General features: G+C 43.7%; 17 protein-coding genes. 12 read left to right on the forward strand and 5 right to left on the reverse strand.

Annotation, left to right across the window (positions count from 1 at the left end):
• Positions 1-96 precede the first annotated feature (96 nt).
• Positions 97-315, reverse strand: coding sequence for a hypothetical protein (locus tag dnm_RS16700; RefSeq protein ID WP_207678052.1), 219 nt, complete (start codon positions 313-315; stop codon positions 97-99).
• A gap of 541 nt (positions 316-856) precedes the next feature.
• Between dnm_RS16700 and dapB the strand changes: the two genes are divergently transcribed.
• From dapB to dnm_RS16740, 8 genes are all read left to right on the forward strand, one after another.
• Positions 857-1687: a dihydrodipicolinate reductase gene (gene dapB / locus dnm_RS16705; protein WP_207678053.1), complete on the forward strand. Its 831-nt coding sequence runs from the start codon at positions 857-859 to the stop codon at positions 1685-1687.
• A 71-nt stretch (positions 1688-1758) separates the two neighbouring features.
• Positions 1759-4623 (forward strand): sigma 54-interacting transcriptional regulator, encoded by a 2865-nt coding sequence (locus tag dnm_RS16710; protein WP_207678054.1) that lies wholly within the window; start codon positions 1759-1761, stop codon positions 4621-4623.
• Between the two features lie 841 nt (positions 4624-5464).
• Positions 5465-5827 carry a response regulator gene (locus tag dnm_RS16715; RefSeq protein ID WP_207678055.1) on the forward strand — a complete coding sequence of 121 codons (363 nt, stop codon included), beginning with the start codon at positions 5465-5467 and terminating at the stop codon, positions 5825-5827.
• Positions 5828-6049: 222 nt separating this feature from the next.
• Complete coding sequence (locus dnm_RS16720; protein WP_207678056.1) at positions 6050-7432, forward strand: putative bifunctional diguanylate cyclase/phosphodiesterase; 1383 nt, start codon at positions 6050-6052, stop codon at positions 7430-7432.
• 101 nt (positions 7433-7533) lie between these two features.
• Complete coding sequence (locus tag dnm_RS16725; RefSeq protein ID WP_207678057.1) at positions 7534-9102, forward strand: methyl-accepting chemotaxis protein; 1569 nt, start codon at positions 7534-7536, stop codon at positions 9100-9102.
• Positions 9103-9615: 513 nt separating this feature from the next.
• Positions 9616-11463, forward strand: a complete 1848-nt coding sequence (locus dnm_RS16730; protein ID WP_207678058.1) for a VWA domain-containing protein — start codon at positions 9616-9618, stop codon at positions 11461-11463.
• 3 nt (positions 11464-11466) lie between these two features.
• A complete protein-coding gene (locus tag dnm_RS16735; protein ID WP_207678059.1) occupies positions 11467-13248 on the forward strand; it encodes a BatD family protein in 1782 nt (593 codons plus the stop codon).
• A 46-nt stretch (positions 13249-13294) separates the two neighbouring features.
• Entirely contained in the window at positions 13295-14458 is a 1164-nt protein-coding gene (locus dnm_RS16740) for an ATP-binding protein (protein WP_207678060.1), read from the forward strand.
• Between the two features lie 97 nt (positions 14459-14555).
• Here the strand turns inward: dnm_RS16740 and dnm_RS16745 are convergent, their stop codons facing one another.
• Positions 14556-15314, reverse strand: a complete 759-nt coding sequence (locus tag dnm_RS16745; RefSeq protein WP_246556383.1) for a transposase — start codon at positions 15312-15314, stop codon at positions 14556-14558.
• 100 nt (positions 15315-15414) lie between these two features.
• Between dnm_RS16745 and dnm_RS16750 the strand changes: the two genes are divergently transcribed.
• The 3 genes from dnm_RS16750 (at position 15415) to dnm_RS16760 (ending at position 18431) form a co-directional block, all read left to right on the forward strand.
• Entirely contained in the window at positions 15415-15900 is a 486-nt protein-coding gene (locus dnm_RS16750) for a DUF302 domain-containing protein (RefSeq protein WP_207678062.1), read from the forward strand.
• Positions 15901-15957: 57 nt separating this feature from the next.
• Positions 15958-16764, forward strand: coding sequence for an outer membrane lipoprotein-sorting protein (locus dnm_RS16755; RefSeq protein ID WP_246556014.1), 807 nt, complete (start codon positions 15958-15960; stop codon positions 16762-16764).
• A gap of 164 nt (positions 16765-16928) precedes the next feature.
• Entirely contained in the window at positions 16929-18431 is a 1503-nt protein-coding gene (locus dnm_RS16760; RefSeq protein WP_207678063.1) for a DUF1302 domain-containing protein, read from the forward strand.
• Positions 18432-18634: 203 nt separating this feature from the next.
• Here the strand turns inward: dnm_RS16760 and dnm_RS16765 are convergent, their stop codons facing one another.
• Positions 18635-19024 (reverse strand): helix-turn-helix domain-containing protein, encoded by a 390-nt coding sequence (locus dnm_RS16765; protein WP_207678064.1) that lies wholly within the window; start codon positions 19022-19024, stop codon positions 18635-18637.
• A 598-nt stretch (positions 19025-19622) separates the two neighbouring features.
• On the opposite strand from dnm_RS16765, the gene dnm_RS16770 reads away from it, so the two are divergent.
• Positions 19623-20039, forward strand: coding sequence for a hypothetical protein (locus tag dnm_RS16770; protein WP_207678065.1), 417 nt, complete (start codon positions 19623-19625; stop codon positions 20037-20039).
• Here dnm_RS16770 and waaF (dnm_RS16775) read toward each other — a convergent pair.
• Together waaF (dnm_RS16775) and waaF (dnm_RS16780) are read right to left on the reverse strand one after the other, a co-directional pair.
• Positions 20017-21063: a lipopolysaccharide heptosyltransferase II gene (waaF, locus tag dnm_RS16775; protein WP_207678066.1), complete on the reverse strand. Its 1047-nt coding sequence runs from the start codon at positions 21061-21063 to the stop codon at positions 20017-20019. The genes dnm_RS16770 and waaF (dnm_RS16775) overlap by 23 nt on opposite strands.
• 34 nt (positions 21064-21097) lie before the next feature.
• Complete coding sequence (gene waaF, locus dnm_RS16780) at positions 21098-22327, reverse strand: lipopolysaccharide heptosyltransferase II (RefSeq protein ID WP_246556016.1); 1230 nt, start codon at positions 22325-22327, stop codon at positions 21098-21100.
• Positions 22328-22409 lie beyond the last annotated feature (82 nt).

The raw sequence follows: 22409 nt of genomic DNA on the forward strand, positions 1-22409 counted from the left end.
TATCGGAGCAGGGGCTTTTCACGGCAAGGGACTGAAAATCCCTTTTTTACCAGAAATCCCTGTGGTTTTGTTTTTACTGTAAGAAATTATAAAAAATTATCCTGATGATAACGGATTCAGGGAAGGCTGAACAGGCCCCGCATGATAAATGCTGCAAATATATTGCCCCTGCGGGGCTTTGTTGGCATCCCCTGAATCCGTCATCATCAGTATATTTTTATCCGGAGTGCCAAAGTCGCACTTTGGCCGGTCGCACTTTGGCCGATCACACTTTGGCAGAACACCGATGTTTTCAGGTATTGAAAATATTGCCAAAGTGCAACTTTGGCACTCCGGACTGACAAACTTATCTTAAAACTATATGTTGATAACGCATGATGTTCTGAAAATCAACAGCTATTTGAAAGGGCAGAAAAATTTTCAGATCAGATTCCCCCCGTTCCTGCCTGCACCGTAATAATAACCAGGATTTATTTGTGTTTCATTATGACCGACAGGACATGTGTAGAAACAGCCCCGCCAGCATGACCAGAAAGCCTTCAAAACACAGCTTTGTATGCAGGCTTCGGAAACTGCGGCATTCCCTGAATCTGTCATCATCAGGATTTTCCAAGTTAATCTTGATCAAATGATGATAATAGTATAATTGGATCAAATAAGGATACCATTGGTATTTATCCATCAATAACACTCGATGTTCAAGTTTTTTTTGTCATTCCTGCAAAAGCAGGAATCCACGGCTTTCGGAAACACCGCATTTGCCAAAAACGGATTCCTGCTTTTGCAGGAATGACAGGCCTTTTGTTCGAACCGGGTCAAAAAATTTGATCATCGGGTAACAGATAACGGAGGTAAAATGAACCCAATCAAACTCATGGTGAACGGTATTCCCGGTAATATGGCAGTGAATGTGGCAGAACATGCTGCAACTAACGAAAAATTTGAACTGATTCCGTATTCACTTACCGGACCGGAAATTACACAAAGTGAGTATGCTCTCAATTCTCTTTCTGTCCGGCTTATCCGTCCGGAAATGCGGGACCAGATGATAGCGGATATAAAAAAAAACAAGGGAAGCTTTATCATCGTGGATTACACTCATCCTTCGGCTGTAAACAATAACGCAACATTTTATTGTGAAAACAGCATTCCTTTTGTGATGGGAACAACAGGCGGTGACAGAAACTTTCTTACAGACACGGTGAATGCCAGTTCCGTTCCCGCTGTCATTGCGCCGAACATGGGCAAACAGATCGTCGGCTTCCAGGCCATGATGGAATACGCTGCAAACACATTTCCAGGTCTTTTTGACGGATATTCTCTTGAAATAAAGGAAAGCCATCAGAAAGGAAAAGCAGACACCAGCGGAACGGCCAAAGCAATGGTGCAACATTTTAACAAACTGGGGGTTCCCTTTTCTGAAGATGCGATTGTCAAAGAACGTGATCCTGAGATACAGAAAACGGTATGGGGCATACCGGAAGAACACCTGAAAGGTCACGGATGGCACACCTACAATCTTGTTTCCAATGATAAAACTGTCAATTTTACGTTCTCGCACAATATAAATGGCCGGGATGTTTATGCCAGAGGAACCCTTGACGCGGTTGCATACCTGTTTGAAAAAGTGGAACACGGCGCGAAAGGAAAAGTGTTTACGATGATTGATGTATTAAAAGGTAATTAACGCTGTTGGTTTCATTTGTCTGATGGGTCAAAGTCAATAAAACAAATGAAACCGGCAAAATAAATAACACCATGAAAGATGAAGCAAAAACAAAAAAGCAGCTCATAGCGGAATTAAACGCGTTGCGCCGGATAAATAAAGAATTGGAGCAGCGTGTTCATGAACAGGCCCAAGCGTTTGAAGAAGAAATCAAAGAACACAGACACGCTGAAAGTCTGCTGATAAAAAACAAATCCTGCTTTCGCGCACTGATCGAAAGCTTTCCCAGCGGAACCGTGGCGTTGCTTGACCGGGATTTGCGCTACATGCTGGCCGGAGGCGAAGGATATAAAAAAATTGGGATAACCCCTTCTGATTTATTAGGAAAGCGATTCAGTGAGGTCTGGCCTGCGAAAATGTGTGATTTTTTTGAACCTCTTTATGCTAATGTCTTTCGTGGTGAAAAACAGAGTGTTGAATATCATCTTGGCGGTTTGGACTGGCTGGTTCATATTGTGCCGACGCTCACCAGGGAGGAAGACAATGTTGAAGCCATCACACTGCTGGTTGTTGATATCACAGATTTCAAAAAATTGGAAAAAGAAATCCGGCTGGTGGGGGAGCGATTGGAATTTTTGCTGGCCCAGAGTCCGGCCATTATTTACAGCGCTGACCCGAACTGTGAATTTGAGACCACGTTCATTAGTAAAAATTTAGAAACAATTCACGGATATCTGCCTGAAAAATATTATAAATTTCCTCATTTCTGGATGAATATCACTCATCCGGAAGACATTGACGAAGCCCTTAAATGGGTGGAAAATATTGATGAGGCCACAAAACAGATAAATAAAAGTCTTGTGGAAAAAGGGGCTTTTGAAGTTGAATATCATCTGCAAAATCAGGATGGTTCTTATTGCTGGATTCAGGACAGGGGCAGACTGATTTATGATGACGCGGGAAACGCGCTGGAAGTGGTCGGATGTATGATAGATGTCACCGAGCAAAAGCAGGCCCAGGAAGAGCTTAACAAATACCGGCGTCAGTTGGAAGAACTGGTTACAAAACGTACCGCAGCACTGGAAAAAGAGATTGAAGAACGCAAAGTGACTGAACAATCACTGCGGGAAAGTGAGGAGCGTTTTCGCCAATTGGTGGAAAACATTCACCAGGTCTTTTGGATGTGGGACATAAAAACAGAAAAAATGCTCTATGTCAGTCCGGCATATGAAAAAATATGGGGAAAAACATGTCAAAGCCTCTATGAGACGCCTGCTTCTTTTCCGGATTCTGTTCATCCGCAAGACAGACAAGTCGCAGCCAGAATATTCGGAAACCGTCTGCAAATTAACAAATTTGATGAGGAGTACCGAATTATCCGGTCGGACAAAGAAGTGAGGTGGATTAAGAACCGGGCGTTTCCCATATACAATGACAAAGGAGAGGTTTATCGTATTGCGGGAATTGCTGAAGATTGTACCGAACAAAAAAGAACCGGGGATGCTTTAAAATCAAGCGAGGCCCATTATCGCCTTCTTGCAGAAAGCGTGACCGAAGGCGTCGGAATCATACAGAATAAAAAACTGGTGTTTGTAAATACCGCGCTGGCCTCCCTTTTGGCTTATCCCAAAGACGACCTCCTCAGAACAGCGCTCCTTTCCCTGATTTGTGATGATCACAAGGTGTATTTTCACAAAAAGATTCTTGATCCTGTTCCCGGACATAAAAATGAGACAGAAAAGCCTATTGAAAAAGATGAGAGTTTCAGATCATTCTGGGGGCAGGTGATTTGCGGAGACGGCCGGAAAATCTGGACCGAATGGCATCGAAATTCTGTCAGATGGGAAAATGTCCCTTCTGTCTTTGTCACTGTAAGAGATATTACCGAGGTGAAGCTTCGGGAGTTCGCTCTGAGAGAAGAAAAAGAAAATATCTACAGGGAATATATCGAACTCAGAGCCTCGAGTATCAAAAATCAGTACAAATTCGGGCATATCATTGGCAAAAGCCGGGTGATACAGGAAATTTACGCAATTATCCTGAAAGCTTCGGCCCATGAGGATAATGTCATTATTTACGGAGAATCCGGGACAGGCAAAGAACTGGCTGCCCGGACCATCCATGACATGAGCAACCGTCACAGCAAGCCTTTTGTGCCGGTGAACTGCGGAGCCATTCCTGAAACGCTTTTTGAAAGTGAGTTTTTCGGATATCGGAAAGGGGCTTTCACAGGGGCGTTTGCGGACAAACATGGTTTCTTTTGTCTTGCTCACGGAGGCACGTTGTTTCTTGATGAAATAGGAGAACTCACCCTGAATATGCAGGTCAAGTTTCTGAGAGCCATTGAGGGCGGAAATTACACGCCGCTCGGAACCAATGAGGCCAAAAAGGCTGATGTGCGTATCATCGCGGCCACAAACAAAAACCTCGCGGATATGGTAAGAGAGGGAAAATTCCGTGAGGACCTTTTTTATAGGGTTCATGTTATTCCTATTACAATACCGCCTTTAAGAGATCGGAAGGGTGATATTCCTTTGCTGGCGGATCATTTCCTAAAACTTCATGGAGACGGCAAAGCCTCAAAACGAATTTCCGGTCAGATTTACGACACGCTTCTGAGTCATAGCTGGCCAGGGAATGTTCGTGAACTTGAAAACATGATGAAACGTTATCTGGCAACAAATCAGATAGATTTCGTTAATATTCATACCCCTCAGGGGAGTGATAAAAACGCTCTTTCAACAAAAGGTTTTCACCAGGAAGACTTAAAACTTCGCGAGTGTCTGGAAGCCTTTGAAAAAAAGATTATCATTAAAACCCTGGAGCAAAATCGCTGGCACCGGGGGAAAACAGCCAGAACATTAGGCATGCCCGAAAGAACGCTTTACAGAAAACTGAAGCAGTTTAATTTATGCCGCAACATATGTGAACCCCGTAAGAGAACTTCAAATAAATAATATCAGCCGTTCGAAAAGTTCCCGGGATGTGTGCGGGATAAAAAAGACAGGCAGCGGAGAAATCCGGGGTTTTCCGGCGGCGGAAACATGCGTTCCCTGAGCTTGTCGAAGGGAACAAAAAATAATAATATTTGAAAGATTGTTTTACATCAATACCGTTCGGCACGATTTTTGCATACATTTGTAACTAACTGAATTCATATATCCGGAAAACTGAAATCCCGAAATGTCCGCCGGGCGTTTTTCGGAAACAATTTCTCCAAAATGCGGAAATGCCGGGCATTTCCGTCCGGCTATGCAAAAATCATGCCGAACGATATTGGTTTTACATGTTTTTTTTGTAATCAATATGAAAACTTAATTTTTTTAATGAAACTGAATTAGTTAATAAAGGTTATCATAATATTCAGCCAAAATCGTCATAAATTATGACATTTTGACAGGTTTACATTTTTTATTTTTTATTTAAATAAGTTAATCCGTATTTTCCGAATCATTATCTGCCATTTTGTCAGCTTTCCATATTCTTCGGCCCCGTACTTTGTCCTTTCAGATTTATATTTCTTATAAATTCAAATGCGTTAATATGTGCTGCTTTTCTTATGGCATGATATTTGCTTGTATATAATTATAAACAGGCGCATCTGTGAATCAGGGAAAGCGGGCAGACAAGCAAAAATGAGTAACAGATCCTGAACTTCAGGGAGGTCTTCCTGATATTTTACTAGGGATACGCCACTGTAACACCCCTCGGATTTCCGAAACTTCGGAGTCTGTACTAAATAAAAAAACTTTTGTCCGAATGCTTTGTTTAAAATAAAAATCAGGAGGATGATTTATCATGAAGATTCTGATTGTCGAGGATGATATTTCTTTTGCCACATCTATGAAAAAAAGTATTCAGACATGGGGACACAAGGTTGAAAAGTCAAAAACCGGCAAGGCAGCGTTAAAAAAAATTCAGCAGGAGAAATTTGACTTGGTGCTGCTTGATATTTATTTACCTGATTATAAAGGATATGAACTGATTCCGCAATTTAAAGCGATATGGCCGGACATCGGGATTGTCACGATGACTCACCATAACTATAAAAATTTGGAATTAAGGGTCCGACAGCAAAAGATTCTCTTTTATATGATAAAACCTTTTAAAACAGAGGAACTGAAAGTGCTTTTGGATCATATTTCTCAAAAATGCTTTTAAATCAGGGAATGGCCGAGCCTGGTTTATCAGCATCCCCTGCTTTCCCGATAAGATAAGAATAAATCCGGGAGTGAGGGAATGAAATCGGGTCAGTTCATAAGACAAGCCTCCGGATTTTGGAAATTTCAGAACTGTGGCCTCGCCAACATGGGAATATTACCTGAATAATTTTCCCAATATCGGAAACTTCGAAGACTGTAATGTGTAAACGAGGGGGAAAATATGCACAGAATGAATAAACCAGAGGAATTCCTCGCTTTGGAAATTCCGAAAGACACCCTGGAAAGGATGGAAGAAAAGGTTCGGCGTTACGCGTTTTTTGATACATTAACTGGCCTTCCGAACAGGACATTGCTTTTTGATCGCCTCTCCCATGCAATCGAACGAATGCGGCGAAGAAATGATTATCGGTATTCCGTTCTGTTCATTGATCTGGATCGTTTCAGAATAATCAATGAAAACCTGGGACATGCGCTGGGGGACAAACTGATCAGAGCGGCTGCGGACAGACTGAGCCATCATCTCCGAAAGCTGGATACTGTGGCCCGATTCGGAGGAGATAAATTTGTTATTCTGCTCGACGATATTCTGGATAATGAGAATGCCCTCCTGGTAGTGGAGAGAATTCGGAAGGATTTTTCAGAATTTTTTCATATCCAAAATCATGAGGTTTTTATTTCCCTGAGCATAGGTCTCGTGTATGGGGCACCCGAGTATAAAACCCCGTATCATATCATTCAGGATGCGGAAACAGCGATGTATCGGGCAAAAGCCGGGGGAAACGGAAAATATCAGGTCTATCATCCGAGAATGCATGATCGGACCGTGAATTTGCTGAATATGGAAACCGACTTGCGAAAAGCCGTGACCCGACAGGAATTTGTAATCCATTATCAGCCTATTGTTGACCTTGCAACAAATAAGATCGCCGGACTTGAGGCATTGGTTCGCTGGCAGCATCCGAGAAAAGGGCTGATTCCGCCCATGGACTTCCTGCCGCTTGCAGAAGAAACCGGTCTTATTGTGCCAATTGGCTTATGGGTATTACAAAAAGCCTGCCACCAGCTTGCTGAGTATATGAATGCATTGCCGCCGAATATGCCTTTCATACTTGGCGTAAATATTTCCGTCAAACAACTGACCCAGGAGGATTTATGTGATAACATTCAGCATATAATAGAAGAATCAGGTCTTGACCCGAAACGGCTGAAACTGGAGATTACGGAAAGTATTATGATGGACAATGCCGAGGCCGTGCTTCCGATATTCAACAAACTGAAAAGTCTGGGCATTCACTTGGCAATTGATGATTTTGGCACTGGCCATTCGTCTCTGAGTTATCTTCACCAATTTCCTTTTGACACGCTGAAAATTGATCGTTCATTTGTGAGTAAAATAGGAATAAATAATGATAAATATTTAAAAATTATACAGACGATCATTTTTCTGGCCTGTCATCTTGAGATGAATGTGGTCGCGGAAGGCATAGAGAACAAGCTTCAGATAAAAAAACTTAAGGAACTGAAATGCCAGAACGGACAGGGGTTCTATTTGTCAAAACCATTGGAACTGAAACAAATTAAACACATTTTGAATCAGGCTTGAAACTGGAAACCGGAAACTCGGAAGAATCAGAGAAGCGCATAAAAAATTTGCAGGGCCTTTGATTTTAAGTTTCAAGTTACAAATTACAGAGGATAAAAATAATGAAACAAAATTTTATGAAACAAAATTTTATGAAACAAAAGATGAGTAAAATTTCTTTGATAATGATTTTAATCTCAATACTTATCGCAACCGCGTTCAGCGTTTATGATTATATCCGTGAAAAAAAGAGATTGGAAGCTAATTTCTATGAGATCACGGATCCTATTCCGAAACGTCTGGCAGACACATTGCAGCACTCTGTGTGGTTTGTAAATAGGAATGCCGGCCAAAAACTTATCGAGTTCGAAATGAAAAACAAAAGAATATATGCTGTCGTGGTCACGGAATCTGAAGATAAAACAATTTTTATCGCCAAGGAGAGAGATGATAACTGGAGGATTGTCAACTCTTCAGGAGATATCACAGGTGATTTTGTCGTTAAAAGTGAGGATATTGTTTATGAAGGACAGACAGTCGGGCGCGCCGATGTTTTTTTTACAACCCGGTTTATAAAGGAATCATTAAAGAATTTAATTATTTTTATGACGATAAAAATCCTGGCGACAAGTTTATGTCTTGTAATCGTTCTTTTGTTTATCGTGAATATTTTCTTTATAAAACCTATATCTGAAATCCTCAAAGGACTCGGCAAAATAGGAAACGAAGTGGGGTTTGCTTCTGTTCAGATGGCATCTGTCGGGCGACAACTGACAGGAGGCGCATCAAAACAGGCATCTGCTGTGGAAGAAACATCTTCTTCTTTGGAAAAGATTTCTTCCATGATCCGGCAGAATGCACAACATGTTGATTATGCAAATCATCTGATGGGTGAAACAACCCATGTTGTCACCGATGCCGCCGTGTCCATGACAAAACTGACTCATTCAATGGAAGAAATTTCCAAGACAAGTGAAGAAACCCGGAAAATTATAAAAACCATTGAGGAGATTGCTTTTCAGACAAACTTGCTGGCGTTGAATGCTGCGGTTGAAGCTGCCCGTGCCGGTGAGGCCGGGGCAGGCTTTGCCGTGGTTGCCGATGAAGTGAGAAATTTGGCGATGCGTTCGAGTGAGGCTGCCAGAAATACCTCTGCTCTGATAGAAGCCTCTATTGAGAAGACACAGAGCGGTTCCGAGCTGGTGTTCAATGCGGACAATGCTTTTAAAAATGTGGCAAAAAGTGCAAAAAAGATGGAGGAATTACTCGGAGAAATATCAGCCTCATCCCAGGAGCAGGCCATGGGGATCAGCCAGGTCGGGCAGGCCATGGGAGAAATTGACAAGGTCACGCAGGAAAATATGGGAAGTGTTGAAGAGACGATGTCTGTTATTGAAGATATAAACATTCAGACAGAGCGCATGAAAGTGTTTCTCTCGGAGCTGATGACCCTGGCCGGTATAAAAAACGAACGCAAAACAAGCCATCCTGAAATTAAAAAATCACGCCGATATTTTCAAACGCCATCAATATCCGCAGATAAAATTATTTTTTTGGAAGATGCAAAAGCCAGCCTCAGGCTCAGTAAGCCTGTCCTTAAAATTCCCCAGAAAACAGAGCCGATTCTTTCCAATAAGTATAAATCCCATCCGGACAGCCTGCCAGAAAACAGTTCAGACCACCTATGCTGATTCATTATTTTTTTGCTCAGTTGCGGACCCGCACCGAAGTTTCGTAACAAGGCCGAATTCCGTGTGTTGAACGATTCAGCCGTGCTGTTTCCGTATAGCATAATTAGTGCATGACCAAATGAATTCTGATGGATGATCCGAATATCAGACCTCCGAGGTTTTCAAAACCTCGGAGGTCTTCATCCGTCACAGGACACGGCGTTCCCTGAGCCTGTCGAAGGGAACCGCGTCATGCCCGGCAGATGGGAAGATGGCAACTGTGAAAATATGTTACCCGGCAGTCACTGAAAGCTGATCTTTTATATTAGCGAAGGATACATTTGCCAATGGAGTTGACATAAGCAATAATATGCTTTAAATATATTATCTGTAAAGAATAAGGGATCAGCAGATGGAAAAAATTTTGGGTGATCTCATTCCACGCAAAGTGTGGGAGTGAGGAGGTGCGTAAATTTTTCATCTGATGTGTGTTCTCTTTCAAATCAAAGACTACGGAAAAGCTGAAAATTTACCATGAAATTTGCCAGAATTGAAATGTTGTTTCTGATATGGGTCATACCGGTGCTTTTCTTGGTGTGTCTCTATGGCATGAAAAAACGCGGGAAAATCCTTTCTCATTTTTCTTCTGCAAAAGGGCTGAAATCTGTTGTACAGGGAGCCAGTTCAGGCCGACGCTGGTTAAAAGCAGGACTGATGCTGTCCGCGCTTTTCTTTATTGCCCTTGCCCTGACCAGGCCTCAGTATGGGTATAAATGGCAGGAAATTGAGCGAAAAGGAATTGATATCATCATTGCCCTGGACTGCTCACGCAGTATGCTCGCCGAAGATATCAGACCGACACGCCTGGACCGGGCCAAACGGGAGGTTTATGATCTGCTGACCATGCTCAGAGGGGACAGAGCCGGGCTGGTCGCGTTTGCGGGAACAGCATTTCTTCAATGCCCCCTGACACTGGATTATGACGCGTTTAACCTCTTTTTAAAAGCCCTGTCACCTGATTTTCTGCCTGTGGGCGGAACAGATATCACCGGGGCAGTTACAACAGCCATTGCCGGGTTTGATGAAAAGACCAATTCCGAGAAAGCAGTTATCCTCATTACTGACGGAGAAAATACCGGAGAAGGGGATCCTCTGAAAGCGGCTGAAAACGCCCGAAACGCCAATATCAAGCTTTTCTGCATTGGGGTGGGAAGTGAGGGGGGCGTGCCGGTTCCGGCTAAACAGGGCGGATTCCAAAAAGACAAATCCGGTAAAATTATCCTGACAAAATTGGATGAAGATACCCTGAAAAAAATGGCGGTGCTGACCCGCGGAACCTATGTGCGTTCTGTTGCCGGCGATATGGATCTGGATGCCATTTACACAAAAGAAATCCGAGGAAAAATGAAAAGCGCAACCCTTGAAAGCGGACGAAAGCAGATTTGGGAAGAGCGGTATCAGTGGTTCCTTGGTCTGGCAATTCTCGCGCTGATCGCGGAACTGTTTTTACCCTCAGCAAAAAAAACGGCCTCTGTTCTGGGAGTTTTATTTCTGCTTGTATTGAATCCCGCAGCTCATGCCGGCCCCATGCAGGACGGTCTTGAGGCTTATGAAAAAGGGGACTATGAAAAAGCTCTCAAGCTCTTTATTGATGCCCAGCTTGAAGACCCGGACAATCCCAGGATTTTATATAATGTGGGAAACGCCTATTACAAAGTCGGTGATTTTGAGTCAGCCAATAAAAATTTTGAACAGGCGCTGAAAGCCGAAGATAAGACACTCAGACAAAAAGCCTTGTATAATCTTGGCAATTCCAATTATAAAAGGGGAAAATTTGAGGATGCCATAAAAAATTATGAGGAGGTTCTCAAATCTGACCCGAATGATGAACAGACACAGCAGAATATCGAATTTGTCAGACAGGTCATAGCACAGAAAAAAGAGCAGGAGAAACAGCAGCAGGGCGGAGATAATAAGGAAGGCGATTCAGAAAAAAAAGAATCCGACGTGCAAAAAAATGAGTCTGATAAAAATGAATCCGGCAAAAAAGAGGATGGCTCAGAGGATGCGCAATCTGACAAGAAAGACTCCGACGGAAATGATTCTCAGAAAGATGAGCCTGCTCCCAAATATGGCGATGAGATGGATGATAAACAAAATGAGGCTTCTGAGCAGAAAGCCGGTTCCCCGGATGAAGAGAACAAGGAAGATGAGAAAAAAACCGGTGTTGCTCAGGCATCGCCTTCTGAGAATTCCGAAGGCCCGGATGATAAAATGGATGACAAAAAACAGGCGGAACGGATGCTCAATCGGCTGAAAGATCAGCCTGGAAGAGCAATGATTCCGTCCTACCGAAAAAAACAGGTGGAGAAGGATTGGTAATAAATGAGACGACCGACCTTGAAAGCAAAACAATATGGCGACAAAGCCATAAACAGTTTACAGCTTATGGTTGCCATTGCATGTTTTATCCTCGCATGTTCCGTGCCTGTCCGAGCCGCGGATATTCAGGCTTTTGTTGACAGAACAAACACAACCCCTGGTGAATCCGTTCATCTCACCGTGTCCATCAAAGGGGCCGGAGGTGATGTGGACGTTTCTGCCATACGAGATTTTAAGGTGATATCCCGAGGCACCTCAACCAATTATGAGATAGTAAACGGCCGGACCTCATGGAAAATTGTTTATAACTACACCCTTATCCCTCTGAAAACGGGTCGTCTTATCATCCCCCCATTATCAGTGGAATCTGATGGAAAGATTCACAGAACCCGGGAGATTGTCATCCAGGTTTCCAAAAGGGGGCAGGCACAGGAGCGTGATGTCTTTGTTGACGCCCGGATTTCGAATCCGTCGCCCTACGAAGGCCAGCAAATTATATACACATTCAAGTTTTATCACGCGGTTCAGGTCGCAAGAGGCGTGAATTTTCAAAAGCCGGAGTTTTCAGGGTTTACTGCAAAAAATATTGAGAGCGAGAGATCATATTCAGCAGTAATTTCAGGCAGACAATATAATATTACAGAACTCAGATATGTGCTGGTTCCCCTGAATCCCGGTGAAAAAATAATTGATCCGGCAGTGTTGGAATGCAATGTTGTCCGTTCTAAAAGAAATCGGCACCGGAGCGCGTTTGATTCTTTTTTGGATGATTCGTTTTTCGGGCGCGGTGATCTTGATCCCAGGATTCTCAGGACAGAACAGTTGAAAGTGAACGTGAAACCGCTGCCCGCGTATAATGGTGAGATAAAATTTTCCGGGCTTGTGGGTAAATTCGGCATTCAGGCCGAACTGGAAGCTGATACTCTCAAAGTCGGCGACTCCACAACGTTATCCATCACAATAAACGGAACTGGCAATATCATGGATGCTGAGGAACCGGAAGTGAACGTTCCTGAAGCGTTTAAAGTATATAAGGATAACCCTGAAGAAACCGTAAAGCTGGGAACTGCGGGTTATACTGGTAAAAAAATCTTTCGCATAGCACTGGTTCCCATCAGAGAGGGACATTATGTATTCGAGCCGATTCAGTTCAGCTATTTTGATGTTTCCAAAGGCAGATATGAAACCCGGTCCACCAAAGCCCTTTCGCTTATGGTCAGTCCGTCCGATGAAAAAGACACATTGGAGGTTTTTTCCGCGCCTGATATGCCGGAAAAATCTCTGAAGAAAAAAGTCGAGTTTACAGGCAGAGATATTCTCCCGCTGAAAGAAGGACTGGATGCCCTGGAAAACCAGAAATCCTTATCTCTGACCGGATTTATCCTCTTTCTCATGATTCCCGGTCTTTCCTACCTGGGGGTACGGGCAGCGTTTGTATTTACACAGAAAAGCGATGATCCGGCGCACATCATGGCCCAGAGAGCGGAAAATGCGTTAAAAGATGCGTGTGCCATTGAAACATCCGAGGAAGAATTTTTCTCCTGCCTTTACAAAGCCGTCATCTCTGTAATTCTTTCAAAGGCCGGGATAAAAGGAGAATCCCTTACATACACGGAAGCCGAGAAAATCCTGCGGACAAACGGCTATTCCGAAGAGATTGCAAAAAACGCGGCAAATCTTCTTGAGAAGATTGAATCTGCCCAGTACAGCGGACTGAACCGCGACAAGGCATTCAGGGAAAATCTGCTTTCCGAGACAGAACAGATGGTAAAGGAATTATCCTGAAGGACGCCCGCCGGATTTTCCGAATCTGCGTAAGATCGGAAATTTTATGAATCACATGCTGAAATTAAAAGAAATACTAAAAAAAGGAGCATCTCCTACAGTCGAGTTCAAACGGGACTCCGTTCGAAATGAACGCCTGGCTAAAGAACTGGGGGCAATGGCAAATTTCCGCGGCGGCATACTGGTTTTAGGGGCTGATGATAAGGGAAAGCCTGTGGGACTGACACGGGATGATAACGAAGAACGCCTGCAAAATATCTGCTATAACTTTGAACCGCCTCTCCAGGTTGCCGTCGAAAGTGGTTCAACAGATAAAAAAACGCTCCTTGTGGTTAAAATTACGGATAACTATGAAAAACCTTACGCTTACAAGTCTCAGACCCGAAATATTTATTATATACGCTCCGGCACAGTAAGCCGTGAAGCCACACGGGCCGAGCTGCGGCGGATGTTTCAGCAATCTGCTGAACTGCATTATGAAGTATTGCCACTGAGCAATACTTCTGTCGAGACATTGAATTATCACCTGATGCGCTCCTTTTTCAAGGAGTACAGATTTATCCGCCTGGATGATTATTACGGACAGGAGCAGCAGATAATTTTAAATAACCTGTCCATACTTCAGGACGAAAAAACCACCTTCGCGGGACAATTGCTGTTTGGAAACAATCCGAGGAAATACATCCCGGCCGCAGGCATAAATGTCGCTGTTTACAAAGGAAAGAACAAAGCTTCCCAAGTGGCGGATCATCATTTTTTCGACGGGCCTCTGACAGAAGATGTGCCGCTTTTGTTCAAATATCTTTCACTGTTCAACGCGGCCGCTTTCGATAATATTCAGGACATCAGAAAAGAGAAAAAAAATTATCCTGACGAAGCTGTCAGGGAGGCCGTGATCAATGCCATCTGCCATCGTGATTATACCATAAAAGGTTCCGGCATCATGATCGAATTGTTTGAGAATCGCATGGAAATTACCAGCCCGGGGGGGCTCCCCAACACCCAGAGTATCAGTAAGATTAAGATGGGAATGGTTTACCAGCGCAATCCTTTGCTTGTGCAGTATTTTTATGATTTTCGCTATGTGGAAAGACTGGGAAGAGGCATCCAGAAGATCGTGCAGACCATGCAGGAAAACGGCAATCCGGAACCGGAATTCATTGACGGGATCACTTATTTTAAAGTCGTATTGAGAAAAGCCAGGAAGTAAAATCAGAAGCAGCAGATTCACTACCGTACACTTTTTATAAGTATTTGAATATGAAAATATAAATAATATGAAATCAGATTTTATTTATAGTTGATAACTAGTCAGTCGGATTAAACATTTGAAAGGCCACAGGGATAAGTATGTCGTGATTTAAAAAGTAATCCGGCAGCTTCAGACCAAGCTGAAACAGACTCAGATCACACTGGTCCGTACGATGAATAATTTTGCCCCATCCCTGTTTCACGGCCAGTGTGCCCGGAAAAACAATCCAAATATAGGCCAGGCAGGCTCCGATCATAAGTCGGCGCGGCCGGTCAGGATCCGAGATATGGCTTTTATGAATATCAGACCCCCGGCTTTTCTGGTCGGAAAAGAATCTTTCGATACGGAATCGTCCGGAATAATAATCACAGGCTTTTGCGCCCGATTTCATATTTGTGACCAGATATATCGGTTCCTCGTTTTTTTCCGCCCGCAGGAAAACCACGGTCACTGGTCCGTATTTTTTATTTGTGGACAGAACATTTTTTACGGAGCGATAATGTCCTTCAGAAACAAAACTCCCGATTATGGCGACCTCGAATCCTTTGTCATCATTCTCGTCAAAGAAGATTCTGATATTTTTTGCGGTTCGGCACACATACAGCCACCCCCGGCCGTTCAGGGTTTTCTGAAGATCAGTTCCGTCGAACTCCCCGTCTCCGAGGAAAATAACACGTTTTGCGGATTCCGGTATTATATTTCGAACTTCCTCAAGCAGATCAATATGGCTTTCCTCCGGGAAATGTCCTTTTTTACCGCTGATCACGATATAAGCAAGGGGCAGCGCACGCTTTTTATAAATCACACAGACCATCAGTGTCACACATCCGCGAAAAACAATATATTATAAAATATGTCCGAACCATTGGAAAAACAAAATAATTTTTTAAAAAGTTAAAAGGAGGAAAAAAATTATGACAGGACCGATAATTATCGGTGTGCTGATCGGCATTGTTCTGACCGTTATTTTTGAGATTATTGCAATGCGGTCAAAGATGCTGGTGGTCCATTCCAGCCGTTTTGAATTTGACGAAACAGTTGAGAGAGTGGAAGAGGCCATTGAAAAACAGAACTGGACGCTTGTCGAATCCGGACTGTTGAATGAGAACTTGGAGAAAAAAGGCGTTCATCTTGCGCCCCAGGTTCATTTGCTCAAATTGTGCAAGGCTGAATACGCTGCTGAAGTGCTGAGAGACAACCGTCCCATGGCTTGTCTCATGCCATGCACCATCGCGGTTTATGAAACAGATGACGGCGACGTGGAAATTTCCAAAATAAATACAGGGATTATATCCAAAATATTCGGCGGCACCGTTGCCCGGGTCATGGGCGGCAAAGTGGCGAAGGATGAAGAAGAGATGCTTCGAAATCTTATCGAAGAAACACAGAATATTGCTTAAAATTCCTTTCCGGATGAAAGGCTTTTTTTTAAGCTGCTGAAGCCAAGGAGAAAAAAAGTGAAAAACACAGTATTTATTGTAATGGCGATGTTGCTATTCGCGGGTATGGCTTTTGCCGAAAACACAGAACTTACTGTTGATGAGATTATCAACAAAGCCAATCTGGTATCCTATTATCAGGGAAAAGACGGCAGGGCCCAGGTGAAAATGACCATTGCAGACGCCAAAGGTCAGGAAAGAAACAGGGAATTTACAATTCTCAGATGGGACAAACCCGGACAGGATGAAACGTTTTGTGAGGATCAGAAATTTTATGTCTTTTTTCATCGCCCGGCTGACGTGAACAAGATGGCGTTTCTTGTTCATAAATATCTCCAAAAAGATGATGACCGGTGGCTGTTTCTGCCTGCCCTGAATCTTGTCAAGCGAATTTCTTCCGCGGACAAACGCACCAGTTTTGTGGGGTCTCATTTTTACTATGAAGATGTTTCAGGAAGAAATATCAAAGCAGATACCCATGAATTACTGGAAACCACGAAAGACTTTTATATCATCAAAAGTACGCCCAAAGACGCGGGAAGTGTTGAATTTGCATATTTTAAAAGCTGGATTCATCGGAAAAGCTTTGTGGTGATCCAGACAAGCTATTATGATGCACAGGACAAAGAGTTCCGGCAATATAAGGCCGAGTCTTATAAGGAGATTCAGGGCTATCCCACCATTACCAAATCCAAGATGACTGATCTGCGGACAAAGGGCCACACGGTCATTGATTATTCTGATGTGAAATATGATACAGGTGTGGAGGAAAATATTTTTTCCGAGCGTTATTTAAAACGACCGCCATATAAATTTTTGCGTTAGGCGTTAATTACGCGGCCGTTCAGACCGAGGAGTGCGAAAATTGTATTTTCGTATTGCGTGACACTGGCAGAGACTTGCGAAAATAGAATTTTCGCACTCCTTTGAATATGCATAGATTTGCGAAAACAGAATTTTCGCACTCTTTCAGATATGGATTTTATGAGATGAAAAAATTTTATTTTCTGGTGCTTAGTTTTATTTTATTGCTTGCCACAGCAGTATTGGGTCAGGATGTCCCCTCGTTGCCATCTGGTTTGGATGATACCGGAGAGCCGTCCCTGCCGAGCGGTCCGGATGATAGCGGAGGCCCTATGCTTCCCTCGGGACTGGGAGATAATGAAGGACCTTCTCTGCCCGGAGGCTTGGGTGATGATTCAGGTCCGTCCCTGCCTTCGGGTCTCGAGGATGATGCTGCTACAGGCAAACCTGATTCCACGGACGCAGACCATCTGAAATGGTACAGCATCACAGGCTTTTGGGAAGTGCGGGGCGGCCTTCGCACACAATCCGATCCCTATGAAAAAGACGCTTCTCTCGGAGAAACTCGTTTCCAACTGGAATTTGAAACCCGATGGCAGGACATGACATTGCGAATTCGTCCTGATTTTCTTTATGATCCTGTTATGGATGATTATGACACGGACCTTGAAGAAGGCAGGGGAATTGTTGATCTTCGGGAAGCAAGCCTCAGTTTATCGCCCCTTGACTTTGCAGATATTAAAATCGGTCGCCAGATTCTTACCTGGGGAACCGGCGATATGCTCTTTATCAATGATATGTTTCCAAAGGACTGGCAGTCTTTTTTCATTGGCCGGGATGATGAATATCTCAAAGCCCCTTCTGATGCGTTTAAGATGAGTCTGTTCAGTGATGTGGCAAACGTGGATATTATCTATACACCCCGGTTTGATTCTGACCGTTCCCCTTGCGGAAAACGTCTTTCTTATTATAACAGATCTCTGGGACGGCGTGCGGGTGAGGACGCTGTTTCTGAAACAGACAAACCTGATGAATGGTTTGAGGATGATGAATGGGCGGCCAGAGTGTATAAAATGCTCGGGGGAGTGGAACTTGCAGCGTATGTTTACCAGGGCTTTTGGAAAGGTCCCTCAGGCATGGACCCGGACACGGGAAAGGCATTGTTTACCAAGCTGAATGTTTACGGCGCAAGCACACGAGCGCAGATTGCCTCAGGCATTGCCAACCTGGAACTCGGTTATTATGATTCCCGGGATGACAAAGATGGCGATAACATGCTCACAGACAACAGCCAGTTCCGCATTCTTGCAGGATATGAACGGGACCTGCCTGAAATCGCCCGTGACTTCAAAGTCGGTATGCAGTATTATGTTGAACATATCATGGATTATGACGAATACGAACGAAATTTGCCCCCGGGTGCAAAGGCAGCAGATGAAGATCGTCATGTAATCACGTTGCGTCTCACCAAACAGTTTATGAACCAGAATCTGACATTATCGCTTTTCACATATTACAGCCCTACGGATTCTGACGCTTATATCCGGCCCAGCGCGCAATATAAAATAGATGACCACTGGACCGCCATCATCGGAGGAAATGTGTTCACCGGCACTGAGGATCACACCTTTTTCGCCCAGTTTGAAAAAAATTCAAATGTTTATACCGGGTTGCGATATGGATTCTGAGCATATGCTCATTCCCATCCCTGTCTTTCCATACGGACATAGCGCACAAAGCCGGAACTTGGGAAAGAAAGTTTTCTTCCTCTGGGAAAAGAGCGATATTTAAGAAACCCTAAAAGATTACACGGGAAACTGTACATATTCTCACGGACCAGGGTCTGAAAAACCAGCATTGAATTTTTGAGAACCTGAGAATAAAATTCATATCATGAAACAGAAGCTGTCGAACCAAATACAGAACCCCACAGGGAGATCATCCCGTTCAGCTCTGCTATTGAAAGTTGCTGTTTTTTAGCCCGGATGAATCTGCGGCAGTTTTCACAGCCAAAAATTTTGTTTGCCTTGGCCGCTTTGTCAAGGCAATAATCGTAATGTTGGCAAATATAATTTCTCATGGGAATTTCATCTGGTTCAGGGCCGCGTTTGGAAAAAGCAATGTCTGTGTCCAGAAATGCTTTTAAATCCACAGATGATACCAGGTATGTGCGACCGACTTTTGATGCACGCAAATGACCTTTTTTAATATATTCTCTTAAAACCTTAACATCAATATCCAAGTCTTTGCTCAGTTCTTTTAATGTGTAGCTATTGTTCATAATTCTCCTCATTTTTATGAATTCAGAAAATATTAATCTTTTTGATAACCCCAAGTGCATCTGATGTTAATTACCTTATCTCATAAAAGAGGAAAATGAGTCAATGGGGGGAGCATGGTATTCACAAGGTAGGAATATTCTACTTGATGATAAGCAATTTTTGTATCTGACTGGACAGTAGAAAGTTCTGCCTAGTAAATTGAGTAATTTAAAAAAAATCGGTGAATTTTTTTTGTAAAACTATGTTATACGATGTGATCATAATGGCAAAATAAATTCAGTTATAAAAGGAGTCTTTATTATGATCAGTATTATTGAATCCGTCATGTCGGAATTCCGCGGCTGTTTTTCCCGTGAGGCCGCTTTTTCCTGGTTTTCGGTTGTTAAGTACCCGGACAAAAATTTTCCGGTATTTTTATTTGAATCTTATTCAAGCGGATTCAGGGAATTTTACGAAAATTCTACCCGAAAATATATGTCCGGGCAATACCGTTCGGCACGATTTTTGCATACATTTGTAACTAACTGAATTCATATATCCGGGAAACTGAAATCCCGAAATGTCCGCCGGGCGTTTTTCGGAAACAATTTCTCCAAAATGCGGAAATGCCGGGCATTTCCGTCCGGCTATGCAAAAATCATGCCGAACGATATTGATGTCCGGGTACTTATTATTACGGAATTGTCTCCGACCTGGAACTTTCCGCACGAAAGCTTTACAGGTTTTACCGCAGGGCAGTGCATCGGAGCCGGATTCAGAGAACTGAAGAATCACCGGCATCTGGAAAGGCTGCCGTTTCAGAGTCTCAGAGCCAACGAATTTTGGATTAAGTGTAAGATGATGGCGATGACTCTCTTCAAAATTTTTCAGGCGGAAATGCTTCCGAAGTCGCTTCATTCGCTGATGAGGAAAACTTTTTTATGGAGAATTCTCCGAAAAACAGTTCCGGAGTGCAAAAATTTTATTTTTGCGCCTGTTTTTCTATTTTCATTCACCTTTCAAAAACCCTTCTGACGCCGTCCAAAACATCCTGTACACTGATTTGTTCCATACATTTCATTGTGTTGCACTGGCGTTTAAAACACGGACTGCATTTCAGTCCGGCCCTTATGACCTGATGACCCGGGCCAAACGGACCCGTTCTCCACGGCGCTGTGGGCCCGAAAATCGCCACAACCGGTTTTCCCACTGCCGCGCCCAGATGCATAGGCCCCGTGTCTGTTGAAACGAGAAATGCAATCTTTTCGTAAATTGCGGCCAAAGTTTTCAGGCTTGTTTTACCTGCGAGATTTGCGGCATTCTCCCTCATCCCGGAAATAATATTCTGAATTGTCTGCTGATCTTCCGGCCCCCCGGTAAAAACCAGTTGGACACCATATTGCCGGATCAGCCTGTCAGCCAGCATGGAAAATTTCATATCAGACCAAAGCTTTGTTTTCCATTTTGCCACCGGATTGATAGCCACAAGCAGTCCGGATTCTTTGACACCATGCTTCCGCAACAGTTCATTCGCTGTCTGACGATTCTGCTCCTGAACCGGGAGCTTGTATGTGATCTCCTTTTCATGAATTCCCAGAACATTAAGAAGCATCATCTGTCTCATTATCGCATGGATATTCATATCAACAGGCGGAACACGCTCATTCAGAAACACATAGCTGTGTTCCATGTGTTCCATTCCTCTGTCATATCCTATTTTACGATATCCTCGGGATAATCCGACCAGAACGCCGCTTTTCAGCAATTGCTGAAAATCAATTATCAGGTCATATCGGGTATTCCTCACTTCCTTTATAAATAGGTATGCCTCTTTTATACTTTTCAGCCATAAGGGACCTGAAATGTCCTTTATCCATCGCTTTCGTTTGGAAACCAGAACCCGATCCAACGCGCTGTGGCCCTCAACAAGCGAACAGGCTGCCTCTTCTGCCAGCCAGGTAATGTGGGCATTCGGATACTGTTTTCGGATGGCATTCAAAACAGGAAGGGTATGAATTACATCCCCGATAGCACTTAATTTTACGATAAGAATATTCATTGGCACTGGTTCCGTTCAATCTCATTCATCTCATTCATCTCTTTTCTGCGCTTAATTTCGTTAATCTCATTAATCTCGTTCCCACGCTTTGCGTGGGAATGCAGAGCGGACGCTTCGCGCCCTGAATCTGTCTGCTGTCTCGGACACGAAGAGTGGAAATAAGAATACATGGAAATTTTTCATCTGTTAAACATTGCTGTCTGACACATGACAAATGATCATACACAGCAGATTCAACCATATCAACAGTAATCTCATTCATACAGCGATGATGTTTTTCCGGACACTCCGGCCTGAGGCACGGGCTGCATGATGTCGGAACTCTCACGATGCGGCTCATTGAACTCACTGGAGCGGTTGTCACATGGTCCGTGGAACCGAATATAGCAATCTGGGGAATATCAAGGGCTGCGGCAATGTGCATTAAACCGGAATCATTGGTAACAAAAAGCTGACATCTTTCAATTAAGGCCATGGCTTCACAAAGGGTGGTCCTGCCGCAAAGATTCACACAACGCTTCCCTGCTTCCTCACAGATTTGTTGTCCCAGAGCCTCTTCACCCGGGCCTCCGAAAATAAGAATATCCGAAGCCACGGTCTTTTGCAGCCTTTTACACAAAGCAGCGTAACGTTCAGGGAACCAGCGTTTGGCAGTTCCGAACGTGGCTCCGGGATTGATTCCCACCAGCAGACCGTCTTTTTGAGATATGCCATATGAAACCAGAATCTCCCGGGCGCGGTTCTGATCTTCATGACTCACCGTAAGATGAAGGTCCTGACCATCCGTCATCAGCCCCGCTCCCCGGAGAATTTCCAGATAATACCCTGTCTGATGAATTTTCCTTATCTCCGGTATGCGCCGGACAGCATGGGTCAGAAGAAGCTTTCTCGCGTCCGAGTCAAACCCGATTCTGACAGGAATTCCTGCGAGGAACGTTATCAGTGCGGCTTCAAAAGCATTCTGTAAAAGAATCACAGCGTCAAAACGACAGCGTTTCAGATCTGTTGCAAGACGCAGCTTTCCGGTTAATGAACAGTGTCTTCCTCCTTCGTCATAAATCAGCACACGGTCCGCATGAGGGCTGTTTTTAAAAACAGGGGCAACCCAGGATTTTGCCAGAATGCTGATTTCAGCCCCGGGAAAATTTTTCCGAATCGCCCGGACCGCGGGGGTGGTCATTATGGCGTCACCGATCCAGTTCGTGGAACGAATGAGGAGATGTCTTATATTTTTCAAATTTGAATGCGTCAGTTTTGATTTCAAAACACCATAGCTCCGTGTCAGATAGTCAGACAGACCGAAACATGATGAAAATAAAAAAGATGAGCGCCAAAGAAACCCGGGT

Origin of the sequence: Desulfonema magnum (assembly GCF_017377395.1) — a bacterium.
GTDB classification, from domain to species: domain Bacteria; phylum Desulfobacterota; class Desulfobacteria; order Desulfobacterales; family 4be13; genus Desulfonema_C; species Desulfonema_C magnum.